The sequence below is a fragment of the uncultured Tenacibaculum sp. genome (assembly GCF_947499065.1).
Taxonomy (GTDB): domain Bacteria; phylum Bacteroidota; class Bacteroidia; order Flavobacteriales; family Flavobacteriaceae; genus Polaribacter.
Window position 1 is genome coordinate 67,683 of sequence record NZ_CANMMT010000005.1, and the last position, 20,656, is coordinate 88,338.

Annotated in this window: 18 protein-coding genes and 1 pseudogene; 7 read left to right on the forward strand and 12 right to left on the reverse strand. The window is 27.3% G+C overall.

The genetic code is table 11. The annotated features are described in order from the left end of the window. Window positions 1-115 precede the first annotated feature (115 nt). Window positions 116-1,069, forward strand: a complete 954-nt coding sequence (gene ftsY, locus Q0958_RS11770) for a signal recognition particle-docking protein FtsY (RefSeq protein ID WP_299123307.1) — start codon at window positions 116-118, stop codon at window positions 1,067-1,069. A 62-nt stretch (window positions 1,070-1,131) separates the two neighbouring features. On the opposite strand, the gene Q0958_RS11775 is transcribed toward ftsY, so the two are convergent. Together Q0958_RS11775 and Q0958_RS11780 are read right to left on the reverse strand one after the other, a co-directional pair. Beyond that, window positions 1,132-2,520: a serine hydrolase domain-containing protein gene (locus tag Q0958_RS11775; RefSeq protein ID WP_299123309.1), complete on the reverse strand. Its 1,389-nt coding sequence runs from the start codon at window positions 2,518-2,520 to the stop codon at window positions 1,132-1,134. Between the two features lie 114 nt (window positions 2,521-2,634). After that, complete coding sequence (locus tag Q0958_RS11780) at window positions 2,635-3,390, reverse strand: LytTR family DNA-binding domain-containing protein (RefSeq protein ID WP_299123311.1); 756 nt, start codon at window positions 3,388-3,390, stop codon at window positions 2,635-2,637. Window positions 3,391-3,761: 371 nt separating this feature from the next. Between Q0958_RS11780 and rimO the strand changes: the two genes are divergently transcribed. The 6 genes from rimO to Q0958_RS11810 all read left to right on the forward strand — a co-directional run bounded on the left by rimO (window position 3,762) and on the right by Q0958_RS11810 (window position 8,899). Further along, complete coding sequence (rimO, locus tag Q0958_RS11785; RefSeq protein ID WP_299123313.1) at window positions 3,762-5,114, forward strand: 30S ribosomal protein S12 methylthiotransferase RimO; 1,353 nt, start codon at window positions 3,762-3,764, stop codon at window positions 5,112-5,114. Window positions 5,115-5,213: 99 nt separating this feature from the next. Then, window positions 5,214-5,789, forward strand: coding sequence for a hypothetical protein (locus Q0958_RS11790; protein WP_299123314.1), 576 nt, complete (start codon window positions 5,214-5,216; stop codon window positions 5,787-5,789). Window positions 5,790-5,888: 99 nt separating this feature from the next. Beyond that, the gene (locus Q0958_RS11795; protein WP_299123315.1) at window positions 5,889-6,803 is read left to right on the forward strand and encodes a DUF6268 family outer membrane beta-barrel protein; all 915 of its coding nucleotides are present in this window, start codon (window positions 5,889-5,891) and stop codon (window positions 6,801-6,803) included. Then, a complete protein-coding gene (locus Q0958_RS11800) occupies window positions 6,803-7,198 on the forward strand; it encodes a hypothetical protein (RefSeq protein ID WP_299123316.1) in 396 nt (131 codons plus the stop codon). The genes Q0958_RS11795 and Q0958_RS11800 overlap by 1 nt, the downstream gene beginning before the upstream one ends. Window position 7,199: 1 nt before the next feature. Beyond that, on the forward strand, window positions 7,200-8,117 hold the full coding sequence (locus Q0958_RS11805; RefSeq protein ID WP_299123317.1) for an NmrA family NAD(P)-binding protein: 918 nt from the start codon (window positions 7,200-7,202) through the stop codon (window positions 8,115-8,117). 47 nt (window positions 8,118-8,164) lie between these two features. Beyond that, window positions 8,165-8,899: a diphthine--ammonia ligase gene (locus Q0958_RS11810; RefSeq protein WP_299123318.1), complete on the forward strand. Its 735-nt coding sequence runs from the start codon at window positions 8,165-8,167 to the stop codon at window positions 8,897-8,899. A 4-nt stretch (window positions 8,900-8,903) separates the two neighbouring features. Here the strand turns inward: Q0958_RS11810 and Q0958_RS11815 are convergent, their stop codons facing one another. From Q0958_RS11815 to Q0958_RS11860, 10 genes and pseudogenes are all read right to left on the reverse strand, one after another. Beyond that, entirely contained in the window at window positions 8,904-10,058 is a 1,155-nt protein-coding gene (locus Q0958_RS11815) for an ATP-binding protein (protein WP_299123319.1), read from the reverse strand. Continuing rightward, complete coding sequence (locus tag Q0958_RS11820; protein ID WP_299123320.1) at window positions 10,059-11,159, reverse strand: FIST C-terminal domain-containing protein; 1,101 nt, start codon at window positions 11,157-11,159, stop codon at window positions 10,059-10,061. A 123-nt stretch (window positions 11,160-11,282) separates the two neighbouring features. Beyond that, window positions 11,283-11,591 (reverse strand): DUF6122 family protein, encoded by a 309-nt coding sequence (locus Q0958_RS11825; protein ID WP_299123322.1) that lies wholly within the window; start codon window positions 11,589-11,591, stop codon window positions 11,283-11,285. After that, the gene (locus Q0958_RS11830) at window positions 11,591-12,145 is read right to left on the reverse strand and encodes a PAS domain-containing protein (RefSeq protein ID WP_299123324.1); all 555 of its coding nucleotides are present in this window, start codon (window positions 12,143-12,145) and stop codon (window positions 11,591-11,593) included. The genes Q0958_RS11825 and Q0958_RS11830 overlap by 1 nt, the downstream gene beginning before the upstream one ends. 17 nt (window positions 12,146-12,162) lie before the next feature. Beyond that, a complete protein-coding gene (locus Q0958_RS11835) occupies window positions 12,163-13,647 on the reverse strand; it encodes a carboxypeptidase (protein WP_299123325.1) in 1,485 nt (494 codons plus the stop codon). 29 nt (window positions 13,648-13,676) lie between these two features. Continuing rightward, a pseudogene (locus tag Q0958_RS11840) lies at window positions 13,677-13,940 on the reverse strand (DUF2400 family protein); the annotation flags it as partial. 425 nt (window positions 13,941-14,365) lie between these two features. Continuing rightward, window positions 14,366-15,946 carry a DndE family protein gene (locus Q0958_RS11845; protein WP_299123327.1) on the reverse strand — a complete coding sequence of 527 codons (1,581 nt, stop codon included), beginning with the start codon at window positions 15,944-15,946 and terminating at the stop codon, window positions 14,366-14,368. Beyond that, entirely contained in the window at window positions 15,936-18,032 is a 2,097-nt protein-coding gene (gene dndD, locus Q0958_RS11850; RefSeq protein ID WP_299123329.1) for a DNA sulfur modification protein DndD, read from the reverse strand. The genes Q0958_RS11845 and dndD overlap by 11 nt, the downstream gene beginning before the upstream one ends. Then, the gene (locus tag Q0958_RS11855; RefSeq protein ID WP_299123332.1) at window positions 18,029-18,211 is read right to left on the reverse strand and encodes a DNA modification system-associated small protein; all 183 of its coding nucleotides are present in this window, start codon (window positions 18,209-18,211) and stop codon (window positions 18,029-18,031) included. The genes dndD and Q0958_RS11855 overlap by 4 nt, the downstream gene beginning before the upstream one ends. Next, complete coding sequence (locus tag Q0958_RS11860) at window positions 18,192-20,603, reverse strand: hypothetical protein (RefSeq protein ID WP_299123335.1); 2,412 nt, start codon at window positions 20,601-20,603, stop codon at window positions 18,192-18,194. The genes Q0958_RS11855 and Q0958_RS11860 overlap by 20 nt, the downstream gene beginning before the upstream one ends. Window positions 20,604-20,656: the final 53 nt, after the last annotated feature.

Here is a 20,656-nt window from a genome sequence, read left to right on the forward strand (position 1 = left end):
TTTGAGCTTTGCTCTTTCAAAAGAAATGGAAGAGAAAAACAAAATAATGACAATTTGACCATATAATAAGTTTGGTATAGTTTTTAACCTATATAAGCGATTATAAAATTTAACGATGAGTTTTTTTAAAAAAATCTTCTCGAAAGAGAAAAAAGAAACCTTAGATAAAGGATTAGAAAAAACTAAAACAAGTTTTTTCTCTAAGTTATCAAAAGCAGTAGCAGGTAAAGCCAAAGTTGATGATGATGTTTTAGATGATTTAGAAGAAGTATTAGTATCGTCTGATGTAGGTGTTGAAACTACTTTAAAAATTATTGATAGAATTGAAGCTCGTGTTTCTCGTGATAAATATTTGGGGACTGATGAACTGAACCAAATTTTACGTGAAGAAATTGCAGGTTTGTTATCTGAAACAAATACTGGAGACGAAACTGATTTTACAATACCAGCCAATAAAAAACCTTATGTTTTAATGGTGGTAGGAGTTAACGGTGTAGGAAAAACAACTACGATAGGTAAGTTAGCTTCACAATTTAAAAAGCAAGGTTTAAAAGTAGTTTTAGGAGCAGCAGATACTTTTAGAGCAGCAGCAATTGATCAATTACAAGTTTGGGCAGATAGAACTGATGTACCAATAATTCGTCAAGAAATGGGGTCAGATCCAGCTTCAGTAGCATTTGATACTGTAAAGTCGGGAGTAAATCAGGATGCTGATGTAATTATTATTGATACAGCTGGACGTTTACATAATAAGATTAACTTAATGAATGAGTTAACTAAAATTAAACGTGTAATGCAAAAAGTTATTCCAGATGCACCTCATGATGTATTACTAGTATTAGATGGTTCTACAGGACAAAATGCATTTGAACAAGCGAAGCAATTTACTAAGGCAACAGAGGTAACTTCATTAGCAGTAACTAAATTAGATGGTACAGCAAAAGGTGGAGTTGTAATAGGTATTTCTGATCAATTTAAAATTCCAGTAAAATATATTGGAGTAGGTGAAGGAATTGACGATTTACAAGTCTTTAATAAATACGAATTTGTAGATAGTTTCTTTAAATAAGAAAACTAGATAGATAATAAAAAAACTCCTTTCAACTATGAAAGGAGTTTTTTTATTAAGAGTTATATCTTAATAGCTTTAGTATTTTTATTAAAGTAAGTTAGTATTAAAGTTAATATTGTAAATAAAACTATTAAAATGATACTGTAGCCACTTGCAGGATCAAATTGAATAGCGACTTTTAAACTAGCTCCATTTAATTGAGGGAAAATAAATAAAAAAGCAATTGTTAAAGAGATGCCTATCAGCAATAATAAATTAGGAATTAATTTTTTAGATAAACTTAAAGGGAAATTCAATTTTTTCCATTTTATTAGTTGAAAGAAAAAGGTTATCAAAATTATAAAAGCAATAAGAGGCAAATTTCTGTAGTAAGGAAAAGAAGAGGTTTTGTTTATTTTTTGGTTTAATAAGATACCTGCAATTCCATCTATAATTTCAGAATCTGGTGCTTGGTTTGAATTTATTAATACAATTATAGCTTTGTTTATTGATGGTAATATATACATGCTAGATTCGAAACTTTTATTTGTGCCACTATGATAGAATATATCATTAACAATACGCCAACCATATCCATATCCAGATTTATTATTTTGATTTGGAGTAAATAATTGTTTTACTGTATTACTATTCAAAATTGTGTTTGAATTATTATTATAACTATTCATTAAGTTTCTTAAATAAATAGCCATATCATTAGCAGTACTAGAAATTAAACCAGAAGGAGCTTCTTGATAATGAAAGCTTTTGTTGAATTTTAATATAGGTTGATATAAAAAATATTGATAACTGTTTATTAAATCTGTGCTTATATCAGCAGATGTCTCACTAAGCTTCATAGGATTGGTAATGTAATAACGTAAACATTCGTTAAATTTTTTATTAGTAACATTTTCAATTATAAAACCTAATAATCTATAATTTACATTAGAGTATATATAAGGTTGTTCAGGTAAATCATTGATGTCAATTTTCTTTAATGTTTTAGAATAATACTTGATGTAATCAAAATCATAATCACTTTCTAGAAACGTTTTTCCCATTTCTGTATCTATTCCTGAAGTGTGTTGAAGTAGGTTTTTAATAGTAATCTTATTAGAAACATTATTATTTTTATACTTAAACCATTTTAAATATTTATTTACAGGGTCATCTATATTTAACAAGCCTTTTTCTTGAAGTATAAGTGTGATTAATGCAGTAAAAGATTTTGTGTTTGAACCAATCAAATATTTATTCACTTTTTGAGTATTACCAAAATGCTTTAAATATATTGTCTTATTGTTATCGGTTATAGCAACAGCAATATTTGGGCTATTATAATATTCTTGTTTGTCCTTAATGAAATTGGTAATATCATTCATTGTTTTGGTTGAAAGAGAAGAATTACTCTGAGGAAAAATAGAAGTAAAACAAAAGAGTATTAATAATTGTAAGCTTGTTTTCATATAAATGATTGTTTTTAAGTATTTATTTATGATTAAATAAAAGTATACTTAAACAATATTCTATAGCTGTTATATAATTGGTTAGGTGCAAAAAGCACTGTTTTAGGTGTGAAATTATAGAGGCAAAATATTTTTTTTATAACTTTTTGAAACGGGAATTTCTATTTGAGTAAGAAGTATAACATTTTGATTCTTCCAAGACTTAAAATGTTGTGGATTTATTAAATGAGAACGATGTACTTGTATTAAGAAAAACAAATCCTTTTTAATTTTTTTTAATGAAGATCTTATGAGTTTTGATTTTAAAACCCCATTCTCAAGAAAAAAAATCTCAATGTAATTTTGAGATTTAGAAATACAGACTAAGTCAGATTTTAAAATTTTTAAAATGTCTAATTTATATTCTCCTTTTATAGTTAAAACTTTTTCTTCTGTTTTCTTTATCTCTTTAGGAAGAAGTTTAAGTGTAAATCTCCTAGCAAATAAGAGAATAGGAGTGAAAATAATAGCAGATTTAAAAGTAGCATTAGAAAACTCTGAAAATGTTAAAATTCCATTTAAAAATGGACTCTTATAATACAAATATGTAAATAGAAGGTTTAGAAAAAGGAAGAGTACAATAATCAATGTTTCTAAAAAAATATTCCATTTATAAAACTGATTATAAATAGAGTCTTGGAAAAGAATTGAGATAAAGTAAGATATAAAGGTAATTAAACTAAAACCAATGCTTAAAAATTCCCACCATAAAGAATCGGTAAATGAAGGGCCGTTGAAAGGTTTGATATAAAAAGTGAAAAAATAAATCCAAAGACTAATGAAAACACCAACATAAGTATGATGTTTAATAGAAGGATTTAGTTTATTCATTTTAAGTTTTAGTTTTTAATGAACAACCAATAACGATAAAAATTAAATCAGAAACAAATTAAGTTAAAACTTGTAGCTTGTTTCTTTAAATAAGAAAATTAGATAGATAATAACAAGAATCCTCTTATAGTTGAAGGAATTTTTCGTTTTTAAAAGGATTGTATTTGTTTTCTGGTAATTAAAAAAATGAGAAGACTATGTTTTTTATTAGCTGTAATTCTAGTATTTTTTTAAGAATGCCTTATTTGAAGGTCAATTTATTAAAATTAACTTATGCTTTTGAATAATTAACAAAGGTTAGAAAATGCCAAAAAACTATCAATAGCAATTATTAATACAGTATTTTTGCAGTCGCTTAAAAGTTAAATAAGATGCGTACTAAAACAATAAAGCAAAATAAGATTAACGTAGTTACTTTAGGATGTTCTAAAAACGTTTACGATAGTGAGGTTTTAATGGGACAATTAAAAGCTAATGGTAAAGACGTAGTTCATGAAGATGAAAATGATGATGGTAATATTGTAGTAATTAATACTTGTGGGTTTATAGGTAAGGCTAAAGAAGAAAGTATTGATACTATTTTGCATTATGCACAGCGTAAAGAAGCAGGAGAAATAGACAAAGTGTTTGTTTCTGGTTGTTTAAGTGAACGTTATAAGCCAGATTTAGAGAATGAAATAAAGAATGTAGATCAGTACTTTGGTACTCATGATTTACCTGCTTTATTAAAAGTTTTAGAAGCAGATTATAAGCATGAATTAATAGGCGAACGTTTAACAACTACACCTAAACATTATGCTTACTTAAAAATAGCTGAAGGTTGTGATAGACCTTGTTCTTTTTGTGCAATTCCATTAATGAGGGGAAAGCATAAGTCTACTCCAATAGAAAATTTGGTTACAGAAGCTACTAAGTTGGCGGAGAAAGGAATAAAAGAGATTATGTTAATTGCTCAAGATTTAACTTATTATGGGTTGGATATTTATAAAAAAAGAGCTTTAGCCGATTTATTAAGAGCACTGGTAAAAGTAGATGGAATTGAATGGATTCGTTTACATTATGCTTTTCCATCTGGATTCCCAATGGATGTATTAGATGTAATGAAGGAAGAACCTAAGGTTTGCAACTATTTAGATATTCCATTACAGCATATTAATACTGAAATTTTAAAATCAATGAAACGTGGTACTACGCATGAAAAAACCACAGCTTTGATTCATAAATTTAGAGAATATGTACCTAACATGGCAATTAGAACAACTTTAATTGTTGGATATCCTGGAGAAACAGAGGAGCAATTCCAAGAATTGAAAGATTGGGTTGAAGAAATGCGTTTTGAACGTTTAGGAGCTTTCGAATATTCGCATGAAGAAAATACTGGAGCTTTTGTTTTAGAAGATGATGTTCCTGCTGATGTTAAATTCCGAAGAGTAAATGAAATCATGGAAGTACAATCTCAAATTTCATGGGAATTAAATCAAGAAAAAATAGGAAATACTTATCGTTGTTTATTTGATAGAAAAGATGGTGAGTATTATTATGGACGTACCGAGTTTGATTCACCAGATGTAGATAACGACGTTATTGTTGATGCTCGTGAGCACTATATCAAATTAGGAGAATTTATTGATATAGAAATATATGATGCCGGTGATTTTGATTTATACGGAACACCAGTAGTAAAGCAAGAAAGACCAGTTCCTATGCATCAAAAAAAGAAGTAATCTTCTTAAGCTTTAGTTACAATAATAAATTAATAAATGAATCCTGCTTTTGCAGGATTTTTTATGCATATTTATAATAGCTTTTAATGAATAATTGAAATGGAAAAATTGGTCAAATATATCAGTAAATATGTAACTCTCGAAAAAGAAGAATTAGAAGTGATTTTATCTTTTTTCAAAAGGAAAACTTTATTGAAAGATAAGTTTATTATGAAAAAGGAGCAAGTGGTTACAGATTATTACTTTATTGCTTCAGGTGGACTTATTATTTATGATGTAGAAGAGGGAGTTCAATATACAAGATATTTTACTTTTGAAAATGAACTTATAGCAGACATTAGTAAAATAAAAAGTAAAAAACGTTCAAAGTCCTATATAAAGGCAATTGAAAATACAGAACTATACAGTATTTCTTATAATGACATGGAAATGTTATATGATCGTTTTCCGATATGGCAAAAATTTGGGAGATTAGTATGGGAAGATGCATTTACAAGTGTTTTGTATGGAATTCACAACTTTCAAACTTTAACAGCAAAAGAGCGTTATTTAGATTTGCTAAAGCGTTCGGATTTAATATTTAGAGTTCCTTTAAAAGATTTGTCATTATTTTTAGGAATTACACCACAATCACTTAGTAGAATACGAAAAGAAATAAGTACAACTAAAGCATAACTAGTATATAATAAGCTAGATGTATTAATTATCATTTGGTAATTTACAGCAATCATTTTCGAGCAATCTTTGTATTAAAATTAATTAATACAATATAGAATGAATAGTAAGAAAATAGTAATTGTGGTATTGTTTTTTGCCTGCAAAATATTTGGACAGGTGACGGGTGATGTATTTGTTTTAGATAAAGATAGAGACCTGTTTTATTTTTATTATACGCCTGAAATACATGACAATTCTTTATATGATTATCAAAGAATAAGTACCAAGTTAGGACTACCACCAATAACATTTAATAAAATAGCTTTATATAATACAATCGGTGTAGATTATCATTCAATATTGTTTAAAAATAATCAGCAGCCTCTTCTAAGTGAAAAAGAAAAATACTACAATGTGAACTATAGTTTATTGGCTCAATACAGAATATCTAGAAATTGGTCTTTAAATGCTTTGTTTATGCCACATGTTATTGGAAACTTTAATGAAAAAGTAACGAATAATGATTTTAAGATAAACGGAATTTTGTTTGCAGAAAAGAGATTCATAAGTAAGAATACTAAAAATTACTATGTACTAAGTTTTGGAGTAGGGTATTTAACTATGTCTGGTAAAACAATGGTGAATCCGATAGTAAATTTCATGGGAAGTATAAACGAAAAATTAACCTTTGGAATTGGTGTACCTAATACCTATGTAAAATATAATTTTAATAAAAGACATGCTATAAAATTATTAGGCGATTTAAATGATTTTACTGTGAACATAAACAAACCTTTGTTATTAAATCAACCGAACAATACAATTATAGATAAATCTGTTTTTACCACAGTAACTGCAGGTATCGAATATAATTATTGGATAAATAAAAATATTGGTTTTATGATTAGAGCAACTCATTCAGTTTATGAGAAATATGAATTTCAAGATATAGATGAAGAAGTAATCTATGGCTATGATACAAAGTTGAGAGGTTATTTTACTACAGGAATAAAAATAAAACCGTTTAAATAATGAAAACTAAAGATTTAGAATACAATAATTTTACTACGAAATCATTTTTATCTGTAGCTATGCCATCGTATTTATTTCCTGCAATTATGTCTTGGATTTCTGGATGGATTTTAGAGAACCCGGAATTAATGAAAGCAAGTTATAAAAGCATAGCATTACCATCATTAATAGCAACAATATTTGTGTATTTAATTCTGAAGGAGCTTCAAAAAAATCAAAAAATTCTTAAAGAAAGATATACAAGAACTTTTTTTATAATCATAACAATAGCAAGTTTGTCTTTGTTGATTATAAACTTATTTAAGTTGGATTCTTATAAGTTTGATATTCTTTTATCATCTACAATAGGAACAGTTATAACAGTTTGGAAATTTCCATTAAAAAAACATTCATAAGATGTATTTAAGTAAACCAACTATTGTAGTTTTTGGTTCTACAGGAACAGTAGGATCTGAAGTGTTGAGACAATTGAGTAAATGTAATTGTTTTGTAAGAGGAGTGTTAAGAAAACCTACAAGAAAAGTACCTGTAAAATTGAATGGAGAGAATAACAATATTACATACATAGCTGTAAATTTAAAGTCAAAAAAAGAAATTAAAAGAGCATGTATTAATTCAGATACAATCTTTTTGTTAACAGGAACTTCTCCTAATCAAATAAACTATGAGGCAAGTATAATTAGTGTAGCAGAGGAGTTGAATATTAAAAGAATAGTTAAGTTATCGGCTCCTATTGTACCAAATAATATATATGTAGAAGTGAGTGATTGGCATCGAAAAATTGAAAAAATATTATTTGAGACTAATATTGATTACTGTTTTTTACAACCACATTCGTTTATGCAAAATTGGGAGCGTAATACTTTTTCAATTAAGTATTTTGGAAAAATATTTGATGTAATGGGAGATGCAAAAAGAAATTATGTAGATGCTAGAGATGTAGCAGAAATAGCAGTGAAATATCTACTTTCAAATAATATTTTAGACAGAAAACGAATTGTTATTTCTGGACCGGAAGCTATATCACATCAGAGTATGGCTGCCAGAATATCACATGTAACGAATAGGAAAGTTATTTATGAAAATATTAGTAGAGATGAATATATGTATAAGTTAACAAAGCAAGCCAAGTTACCTGTTTGGTTGGCTCGTCATATAATTGAAATTGATATCCTAGCAATGAAACATCCTGAACCAAATCAAGATACCGTAACAACGATTTTAAATCGTATGCCTAGAATTATGGATACTTATTTACAAGAATCACGTGATTTATTTATAGCTTCTAAATGGAAAGTTTTCTTTAATCATTAAAGAATAAAAAATTGTTTTAGATAAGAATTTTATACATCTTTACAGCCATGAAGAAAGCTTACTTTAATTGGAGTTCAGGAAAAGATTCGGCTTATGCCTTGTATAAAATATTGCAACAAGATGAATATGACATCGAAAAACTTGTAACAAATGTAAATCAAGATTACGAACGAGTTTCTATGCATGGACTTCATGAAAATTTGTTAGACGCTCAAGCGGAAAGTATTGGTATTCCTTTAGAGAAAATTTACTTTCCTGCCGATGTAACTATGGATTTATACAATGAGAAAATGAAAGACAAAACGTCTGAATTGAAATCATTAGGCTTAAATCATGCTGTATTCGGAGATATTTTCTTAGAAGATTTAAAAAATTATAGGGACTCTAAGCTTAAAGAAGTAGGAATTATTGGTGTATATCCATTATGGAAACAAAACACCAAAGATTTACTAAGAGAATTTTTAGCGTTGGGTTTTAAAACTATTACAGTTTGTGTAAATGCTAAGTTATTAGGAGAAGAGTTTGTGGGAAGAATTATTGATGAAGACTTTATTAATGAACTACCTGATGATATTGATGTTTGTGGAGAAAATGGAGAGTTCCATACCTTCTGTTTTGATGGGCCAATCTTTAAAAAGCCAGTAGAGTTTGAAATAGGAGAGAAGGTTTTAAAATCATATACTTTAAATAAAGATAATTCTCAAAACTGTCATTCTTCTACCAAAGAAAAAGTAAAAAGCTACGATACTAGTTTTTGGTATTGCGATTTAAAAAAGATATAGAAAACTACTTTTCTAAAGTAAAGAAGAAAGTAGTTCCTTTACCAAGTTCAGAAGTTAACCAGATTTTACCTCCATAGTTACTTATTATCTTTTTAACTATAGAAAGTCCAATACCAATAGAATCTTTTGTGTCTTCTAGTTTTAGAAAAGCATTGAATATTTTTGAATGGTATTCTTTTTCAATGCCTTTTCCATTATCCTTTACGTAATAAACAGTTTTTTCATCTTCTTCAAAAAAACCAACTTCGATAAGACCTTTTTCCTTATCGTTATATTTAATAGCATTCCCTATTAGGTTTTGAAATAACTGTTGTATTCTATGTTCATTTCCTAAAATAGAAGGAAAGTCTTTAGAAACTGTTATTTCTATGTTTTCTGGTGCATTGGTATATTGAAGAATTTTATTGATAATATGGTTTAAGTCTAATTTAGAAAAATTGAAATCATTTCTATTAATTGTTGAATATTCTAGTATTCCTTTAACTAAGGATTCCATGATGTGAATATTATCACTTATGGAGTCAAGGAATTGCACGGCTTCATTATTTAAGTTCTCTACATGATCTGCTTTTAGCCAAGTAACAAGTGTTTCAATATTTCTTAAAGGTGATCTTAAATCATGAGAAACGATATGTGCATAATTACTAAGGTCTTTGTTTTTTTCTTCAAGTTGTTCTAATAGTTTCTGTTTTTTTTCAAAAACCATACAAGCTTCCAAAGTATGTGAAAACTTACTTATTACAGGTAATAATTGCTCGGAATTTTTTTTATAAATATTAGAAGTATTGGTATACAAGAATAAATAATTTCCTTGATAAAGCTTATAAATTACAATAGTACCTTCATTTACTTTTATAGGCACTAATTCCTTAAAATCTTGACTATATTCAATTATAATATAATTGTTTATAGAGTTTAAAAATGATTTTAAGTTTGGGCTTAGTTCTGGGGTTATATCGTTACCATGTGGAATTGAATATTTTTTTGTTAACTGATTTTTTTCATTCAAGTTAAGAATCCAACAAGCATTTAGATTTCTTCTCGTAAGAAGAAGTTTTAGAAAAGAATTACAATTTTCATAGTAATCTAACGATTTTCCTATGCTCATTGAGTATTCATAAAGTCTTAAAATATCTAATATTTTATTGTCCTGTTCCATTTATTCAAATAAACCAACTACTATAGTTTTATTATAAAATTCGATATATCCATTTCCGTAAGAAGATATTTCACCTAGTGTTAAAGCTCCACAAGTTGGAATAGTAGGATGTTGATTTGAAATTGCTTCTGAAACATTTTCTAATTCATGTTTAAAATCATCTTTTAAGTATAGAATTCTAGAGATACAATCAATAATCATTGCAAACTTTGGTTTTTCAGCTTGATTAGCAATACTTTCAGCAGCTTTTCTAGCCGCTTTAATTAATAAATCTTTATCTCCTTTCATAATATTAATCATTGTATTCTCTTCAACTTCACCAACACATACCAATGAATCATTTTCATCTGTAGATAAAGGGTCTCGAATGATATAATCTGTTCCTTGTTTTATAACACCTAATGGATACCTCATGGCTAATTCGAAAAACCCGGTATCACTAAATTTCATTCCAGAATCATTTTCAACTACTTTCTTATATAAATCATAAGGAGCATCCCAGTTGATGCCTTCAATAGAATTACCACTAGTTTTTGTGACAATGTAAGGTCCATCTAGCTTTTGCCATCCATGTTCTACACCAATAGAAGATTTCATTTCTATAATAGCAACTACAGCAGTATCTTCTAAAAAGCCTTCCTTAGAAAAAACACATGGCTTTTGTTGTAAAGTTAAGCTCCCTGCACCTCCTCCAAAATAATTGGTTTTCATTCCGTATTCTTGATAAAGCCTGCTTAAGTAATTAGAAATACTTGAAGTTAAACCATCTACAAAAGTGATTAAACTGTAATTGGTATTTTCTTTAAAATTAGTTTTTGGAATTTTAAATTCTTTTTGACTAATATTTCTGATTGTATATGTTTGAACTACATTACTTAATTCATGAACAATAATTCCTTTGTCTTGAACATCGTTTTTCCAGATTACCATAGGGAAAATTCCACCAATAAAATTAATATCGGCCTCATTTAATGAGCTTACAAGATTATCAATATTTATGTCTGTGTGTTCACCAATAGAAATTAATGCAGTATTGTTTTTTACTAAATTCTTTATTTCTAAAGTTATTTCATCTATGTTGGTTGTAGTTAAGTGAAGCATATTTAATAAGTTAAGCTATTATAAATATACTTTTAAGTTAGAGAGGGGAAATGTGAAATTAGATGAAAGGTATTTATGTATAGATGAAAGGTCTAAATTTTTGGTTGATTCGTTTTTAACTAACTACATAAATAAACAGTCAATATAGTCCGTTATCATGTGTAACAATAAACCAATTCCGATAATATTAAAAGGTTTTTTAAAAAAGAGAAGAAACACATATATAATCATTGCATAATAGGTATGTAAAGGATGAAAGTTAATACTACATCTATTTGGGGCAAAAATAGGTGTAGCTAATAAGTGATCCAAATCTACAAGCATAGTTGCTAATAGAATTAAACTTACTTTTTTCCATTCTTTTTTAAAGAATACATAAGCTAGAATAAAAGGAAAACCGAAATGTAAAAAGTAATGGATAAATGTTTGCATTAAACAACTTCTTTTTCTAGTGCTAAAAAGTGTGTGGTTTCGTTTTGAGCATATAAAGGGAAAATTTTTAATTCACATTTATATGTTGATTTATCTTTTTTATAATTAATTATAACCTCTTTAAATGGTTTGTTTTTTAATAGTTTTTTACGAATCTTTTCTCTAGATACATCGGTAGTTTTTTCTCCTTGCAAAAATACAGGTGACTTTCCTATAGCAAATTCTCTATCATAACCAGTCATCTTTTTAAAGCCACTATTTACCCAAATAATCTGTTTATCACTGTTGGTAATAACCAAAGATTCATAAGAGTTTTCTTTTAAAATAGAATTGAAATTGTTTCCCCAATCAAAATTGTTGGCTAGTTTATGTAGGTATTTAAGATCGTCAGCAAGTGTGCTAACTGTAAATAAATCTTGAATTCCCCAGCTTAACAAATTGATGTTTTGCGCTTTGTTTTGGTTAATTAAAGAGCTAGTTTCTTTATATTTATCATCATCTAAAGAAGATAAATAAGTGTCTAAGCACATCATATCATTTAAATCATTCTTCATAAAACTATATCTATCTTTTAATATTTTGCTGGACCAATATTTTCTGAACTCTTTTTTATAAAATTACGTAAATCGTCATTTGCTTTTTCCAAGTCTTCTTTTCTAAGGTACATCATATGTCCACTTCTATATCCTTTAAAACTTAAACGATTTTTAAATTTACCACTTGGATCTATTTTTCCCATGGTATATTTAGCAGCAGAATAAGTAGTAGCACCATCATAGTAACCAGATTGTACTAATACGTTTAAATATGGATTTTGTGCCATAGATTTACGTAGGTTTTCTCTAGCATCGTTATTACTAAAGTCCCAAGGATGAACTGAACCAAACATATTATATTTTACATCTGTTTTAAACTTTAAAACATTTTGAATGTAATAGTTGATTGCTGGTGTAAATGAATGTAGCCAAGAAACTAATTCTGGACTATAATCAGGAGAACTACCAGTTTCTCTTCTGTCAATACCTAAATATCTACTATCTAAGCGTCCTATTGTTTTTCCAGAAGTATCTCTTAATAATTCTTTCCAGAAATAACGGTTTGGCACTTCTAAGTTGTGTTTAAGTATTACTTCCTTTTTAATTCCAGAATAATACGCCATTTTTTCAGCCACAGCCTCTTTTTCTTCTTTAGACACATAACCACCTTTTGCTAAAGCTGGAAGTAATTTATTAATTGCAAAACTTTCAGATTCTGGTAAAATATCTAATAAATCTTGCTGTTGTAATTTTTGAGGTAACATTTTGTGATACCATGCAGCCGCAGTAAAATAAGGGAAGTTAATAGCGTAATCCTCAGAGTTTTTGTTTCTTAACAGTTGATAATCTGCTGGAGACACCATGATTACACCGTTTAAATACATCCATTGGCTATTTTGTAATTCATAAGCTAATTGCATTACACGGGTACCACCATAACTTTCTCCAATAATATATTTAGGCGAATTCCATCTGTTATTTCTTGTTATAAAAGTATTTAACCAACCAGCTAAGTATTTAGCATCTGCATTTACACCAAAAAAGTATTTTTTATCTAATTTCTTTTTCTCCTTTACTATAGGTCTAGAATAAGCTGTATTTACAGGGTTTACAAAAACAATATCAGCTACATCTAATATTGAATACGGATTGTCTTTGATACCATAAGGTTGTATAGGATTTCCTTCATCATCAATTTTTAAAATTTTAGGACCAGTATAAGCAATATGCATCCAAACAGAGGCAGAGCCAGGTCCACCATTAAAAGACATGATTAGAGGTCTTTTTTCGCTATTATTTACATCTGTTCTTTTATAATAAGTATAAAAAAGAGTTGCTTTTATAACACCATTTTTATCGTATACAGGTTGTGTTCCTGTTTGAGCTTTATACTGAATTCTTTTACCTTTAATTACAACAGAATTGGTTGTAGTTACAGTAGAGTCAATTGGAACTCTATTGTCTTGTGCAATTGCAGTTATTGAAAACGATAAGGCAAATAAAAAGATGATTTTTTTCATAGTATAGTTAGTTATGAAAGTTAAAAGTATTAAAACTTCTCAAAAACACCTAATCCAAACAATGCAAAGTCGTATTTAACAGGGTCATGCTTGTCAAACTTTCGTAGGGTTGTATCCAATTCAACCAAAGCTTTCCAGTCGTTTTGTTTTCTTTTTAAAATACCAAGTTTACGGGCAACATTACCAGAATGTACATCTAATGGGCAATGTAAGTGAGCTGGGGAATGTGTTTTCCAAATTCCAAAATCTACTCCAGTTTTGTTATCACGAACCATCCAACGTAAAAACATGTTCTTTGTTTATAAAAGGTAGTACAAATGTAGTGTTTCTTTAATTTCTACATCGCATCCAACTATATACTCTGATTTGCTAACCTTATTTTTACTTGTTTCCCCTTTATTAATTTGGTATGTTTTTTATAATATAAAAAAAACCAAAGATTTTATAGACAAGATAACATCTCAGTAATGATTTACAACAAGTAAAAGAATGCGTTTTTACACTTTATTAAGATTTTTAATAGCCTTTAACATATTTCATTCTAATTTAGTTGTAATGTATTTTTACATTCACTTTTAGTTTTTGTCCATTTTTTATGAATAAAGATTCAACTTAACATTCATTATGTAAACTTTATTTGCAAATCATGAAACGTCACTCATGATTTACAAATAAAAATACTTCCTTAAAAAGTTATTAATTTTTCTTATGCTATCTTTTATAGCCTTTCTTTTTCAATTGTTTTCCAAAATTGCCTCAATTCAATAGTTTTAGGGTCATTTATATTTAATAGCCCTTTTCCAGATTCTAATTTGTTAATTTCAGTTTCAAGTTTATATTTACTACTTGGTGTACCTAAAAATGAAGTAATCATCTTATAGTCTTTATTCTGAACGTTTAAACAGATTGGTAATTTAACTTGAGAAGCAAAATCAAAATCTTTAGTCTTATAATCTTCAACACCTTGTGAAAGCATTACTATAATCACTCCCTTAGACCTTAGTAATCTTAATAGTTCTTCTAATGCTTTTCTCGCATTTTTATTTTTTAAGTATATGTGAGCTTCATCAATTACCATTACATATCTTAAAGGGAAAATATAATCGTTAGGCTTACAGTCATTAGTAGAACTAAAAAAGGTATTAAAATATCTAAGTAATAAAAACACAACTAATTGCCTTAAAGTATCAGATAGTGCTGGTGGTAGATTTAAGTATATGCTTTTATCTAGAATATTCGATTCTATATCATTACAATTGAAGATATTTGATGTTAAATCTTGAATTCCAGCATAAAGAGTATCTGGTTTTCTTTTTGTTTCTTCATAATATTCATCTAACCTTTCAAATAATTCATTTATTGTTGGATATGAATTTCCTTTTTCATCAAAAAGGTCAGTTATAATATTTTTAAGAATATTTTTTTGTGATACACCTACGCTTGGTACAAATGTAGCAATGGTATCCACAAAAGCACTAATACTAAATGGTCTTTGTCTTTCCTCTAAGTTTATAGATGAGAATGGATTAAAATCAATTCCACCATCATTTACAATATCAATAAATTCACAATTAGTATTCTTTAAAAAAGGTTTTAATTGTTCTGGATTTCCTTCTCCTTTATAGTCAAAGAAAATAAACTTAAGAGAATTTTCAGTTTTTTTTGATATTTGAAATAGAATATCTTTTATCAGCTGAGTTTTACCCGAGCCAGCCATACCCGCAATGGCAATATTTCTATTATCGAACTCTCTTAAATCATTAATCTTAATTTCAACATCAGTTCCGTCTTCATAATTTCCAATGCAAAATGAAAGAGGATTCTTAAATTCCTTTACATCAGTTTTTTTCGTAGTATTTAAGCCAACTTTAACGATGTTTTTACGGAATGAAAGTCCTTTTTTAATTAAACTAATAATGAAACTTATATGTTCACCATTAGAAATATTACACTTATCAATCTTATCACTGATTAAGTTTAAACCATGATTTAAATGAAGTTTAAATAATTTCGAAAACTCATCATCAAAAATATTTTTATTATAATGTTGGTCTAATGATGCTTTATAAATAATAAAGTTTGAACTATCATTTACAATTGTACCAAAAAGAGCTCTATCATCTCTGAATTCCTTACCGTCAGAACTAGGTATTAAATCATTATTGACATCGAATTCCTTTCCAGTCATAATGCTATAAGAAAAAGCTATTCTTGGAGCTATACCATCATTTTTAAAATTATACAATGTTTTAATTTTGTATAAAATATCATCACTTTCTTTGCTAATTTTAATTCTCATAACCTTGGAAATAACCTTTTTTTAAATTTGTATTCTCACCATCATTTACTAATAAGTATGCTTTAGAAACATTAGTAGAAATATCTTTATACCTTTTAGGAGTTATCTCATTATTAGTTGATAGGATAACTACCTGTTCAGATAAATCTGGATAGAAATAAAGCAATATGTTTTTTATATGTTCATCATCAAGTCTTCCTAAAGGAGTATCAATAAAAATAGGTAAACTCTGTACTGATTCTTTTAAAATAGCTTTAATTAAACTTGAAATATATAATTGTTTTTCACCTTGCGATAGAATCTCTTTTTTAACTTCTGTATCTTGAGAATTATAAAGAGTAATTTTCATACCGTTACCTTCTGCTAATATTGTAACTTTAACATCAGTTATAAAATTATTATCACTCGTATTTAATTTGTGCATTAATTTTTGCATTTCTGCTAAAATGTTTTTCGATAAGCTTTCTTTTTTAAATTCTTTCTGCTCATGAACAAAGGCTTTTAAAACATGGAGATATTCATTACTCTTATTAATTTTCAATCTGTTTTGTTGATTAATTTCAACCTTCTTAAGTAATGCTTGGTATTGTTGATTTAATCGAGATATATCTTTTTGAAGCTTAATTATAGTTCCTTTATTACCTCCGATAGTTTCATGAAAATCAGCAATTCTCCTTTCAGAGTTTTCTTTTTTTGATGAATATTCTAAAATTAATTCATCTTCTAAATCAGCATCAATTTTATTTAATGTATTATTTAATCCGTTCAATTCTATTTTTACAGAATTATATTCTTCAATTGTAGTTTCAAATAAGTCTTTCGATTGAATATTAACTAAGTTAATAGTATCTTCAATTAGTTTCTTTTCAGAATTGTTTAAGTCATGTTCAAAACTTAAATCTTTAACCTCGTTCTTTTTTGCAAACAATTCAGAACCTAAACTCTGTGCTTTTTCATAATAAAACATTTTATCTTTAAGAGTCATCGAAGAATTAGTAGGCTCGGGTGGTTGATTAAATAGCCTTTCAATAAAATTTTCTATTTTTTTTGAATTCTCGTTTAATGACTTAATAGATATTTCATTTTTATCTTGAATCTCTATATGTTCGTGTATTTCTTCTAATTTTCCAGTAAGCATTGCTAGTGGGATAATCTCACTTAATTCACCAAAACGTTCTTCCAATTCTTTCTCTTTCTCTTTAAGGCTACTTATATTTTCGATTATTCCTTGACGGTCAAAAGTTGAATTCCCTTGTTTACTATGTTCAGATATTAAATTTTGAAAAATTCTAATTTCCTTTTTTAAGTCATCAATTTCTTTTTGCTTTTCTGCATTTTCTTCTTCAAACTGTTCAATTTCATTTTTAGCAATTTTTATTGCTTTTTCTCTATCAATTAATTGCTCTTGTATATTTTTAGAAGCACCTTCTTTTTTTAAATTATTGGCAAAATCATTTAAGTCTTCAATTAAACTTTCATAAATATCTAGACCTAAAATTTTCCCAAGAGCATCATTTAAGAAACTACCTTCTTCTTTTATTGATAAATTGGCTATTTCAGCTATTTTTTCCGCATCAAAAAACACAAATTTTGCTGCATCCAATGGTATTATATAATCATTAATGAAATTAACCTTATCAATTTCATCATCAAATAACTCCTTGGTTGTTTGTTTGTCAATGATTGAAAGCTTCTCCTCCATAGACAAGACATTAAACTCACGCTTAATTATAATTGAGTCTATTTTAGTAGATATTGATTTAATTTCTGGTAATTCAATTTCTGAGATTACCAAACTAGTTGAAAAAGTATTTTCATTTTCTTTATGAGCTGACCAGTTTATAGATTGCTTCATAAAGAGGGAATAGTTTTTTTCTTTTTGAATTTCTCGTTTGAAATTATCGTCAACTTGAGAAATCTTGTCTCCAAATAAACACCATACTATGGATAATAATAAATTTGTTTTTCCATAACCATTTCTTCCTCCGATTAAAACAATGTTTTTATCTGCATTTGTTTCTAGGTCAATTATTACATTTCCATGATATTGTCTAAAATTATTTATGCTTATTTCCTTAAATTTCATTTTATAGCTTTTTCTATTTCATCATTCATTGTTTGTAAATGATAATTATTTCGTTTATATAATTTTTTTGTTTTGACAGATTCTAATAAAGTGCTTATTGAAGAGTAGCTTACATCACTCTCTTCACAAATTTCTTTTAACCTATTAAGTTGTTTGTTTTTAATTTCTTGTATTTTCATATTTTATGTTTTGTATTTCCTTGGCAATAGATAGAAAAAGCTTTGTTAATTCATCATTTAATTCATCATTTTCATAGAGTTTTCGTTGTTTATAAAAAAAGTGATATAAGTTTTGTTCGTTTGTATAAGTTGCTGAAGGCAGTCTCTTATTTTCTTTCACGAAAACCAATAATTTTTCATATCTATTGGATAAACTATTTTTACATCTCAATTTTAATGAATGCTCGTTAAGTATTTTATTGATGATGTCAAATTCTTTGTTAGGCAATTTGTTTTTTTCGAGTAGTTTTCTTTTTCTATAGAAAAAATGATATAATCTTTGTTCTTCTTGAATAGTAGGCTTAGGTAATCGTTTGTTTATCTCTATAAATTTCAGTAAATCTTGTATATCATGAGAGTTTTTTGAGTGATTTCGAATAACTCTATTTGGAAATTTTTCTAGTTTTTCATTTATTAGTTTAACCTTAGTATTATTAAGTTCTCCTTTCTTTATTTTACCTTTTTGAACAGTTAGCCATCTAGATAAAATCTTTTCACTTTCTGGGCAATTACTAGAAAAAGGTAACCTGTCATTTTCTAATATAAAATCAGACAACACTTCATAGCTTTCTTCCCAAGTTCTTTTTTCAGGCTTAGGCTTACTATTTAAGGTAATAAAAGTAGATTCATACTTCTTCCCAGAAATACCAATAACCCCATTCTCGAAAAATTTAAACATTTTAGATTCATCGAGTTTTAAATTTTGAATAATACTATACTCGTTAGTTTTAGGCCTGTATTGAAGAACATATTGTGTTATTTTAGATATATGTATAGGAGTAGATAAATTGTCTAGGTATTCTTTTACTATACTTCTTATTGTACCTCCTTTAAAATTAACAAGCTCGTTTTCCCATTTTTTTAATCCATAGACACTTTTTCTTCCAATCGGCACGAAACCAGCTTTTCTTTTCATTGAAGCTCTAACCTTCTTTGAATCTGTCTTGAAACCAGGAAATAACTGTGTTATTTTATTATAGATATCTTCAACTTTTGATGGTTCACCTAACTCAATCAGAGCATCATAAGCATATTCAGCCGCAGTTTTTAAGGTGTTCCTTTTAAAAACAATGTTATCGTCTAAATCAAGAAATAAATCGAATTCTTCATTAATTATTCGTTCACAATCGTCTTTTATTTCTTCTAAAAGGGTGTATTTTTCAGTTAATAAAAATTGAGATAAATAACTTTTAAAATTGAACTTGTATGTTGCGTTTTTTCTCTCTCTTTGTCTTAGACTGATATCTTCAAAAAGTTTATTAAAATCTAATTCTTCTTGAATTTGTTTTTTAGCTAGATATATGTTTTTCCATTTATGTCTATTCTTGGGATTAAGTTGTCTTGGAATTAAAACATCTTCAAGATTTCCAATTATAGAATAATGTTTCGAGAGATAGATTGAAAATATATAGTTTATAAAATTTTTCGAAAACTTAGTATCATATAAAAAATTGATTTCATTAACCTTTTCATCAGTTAGTATGATAAAATTTTCTGTAATATCAATATCGTAATTTTGATAAAAATCATCTTCGAAGTTTTCTAACAACAAAACTTTATCTTTTACTTCTTCAAAACATCTTTGACGAATTTGCCTAACTCTTTCTCTTGTTAGGTTTGTTATTTCAGCTGTTTCATCAAGAGTTTTACAATCTGAAATATAAACATCTATAGTGTTTTTAAAAATAGTTGTGTAATCTGTTTTAAAGAAAGCATTCTTCAAAATTAAAAAATCACACAGCTTAATAATTGATTGACTTTGAGTAACCTCATCTGATATTTCTTTTATTGAAAAGGTATCTTGTATTAAAAATTTATTGTTAAGACTAATTAATTTTTTTTCATCAATAATGTGAGAAACCTCATTTATATATGCTTTAATTTTATCGATATATATTTCTATCTCAAGAATATTTCTTTCACCAATATTTTTGATTTTAGAAACTTGAAAATTCTCTTCACCAAAAATTTTAATTAGAAAATCATTTAATCTAAGCGACTTTCCAATGTATGAAGTTATTGCATTTCGCCCTCTTACTTTTAAGTTTGAAGTTGTGATTTTAATGAATTGATTAATTACTTGTCTTTGAGGTCGATTTAGTTTTTGAATTTTATTTATTAGATTATTTTCATCAGTAATAACCTTGTCACCAATTAAATTTTCCGAATAAGCTTTGCATAGTTCAATTAATTCAAGATTAGATTTTTCTCCACAGTTTTTTAATTTGACAAAAGTTTTATATATAGAATAGTATTCTTTTAAATCTAAAATAGTTTCAATTTTATTGTACTTACAAGCATGATATGAGCGAACACTAAGTTTTCCATTACTATATATTCTTTCTATTGTCATAAATTAATTTAATTATCTAAATTATATTCCTTTTTTTAATTCAGTTTATGGTT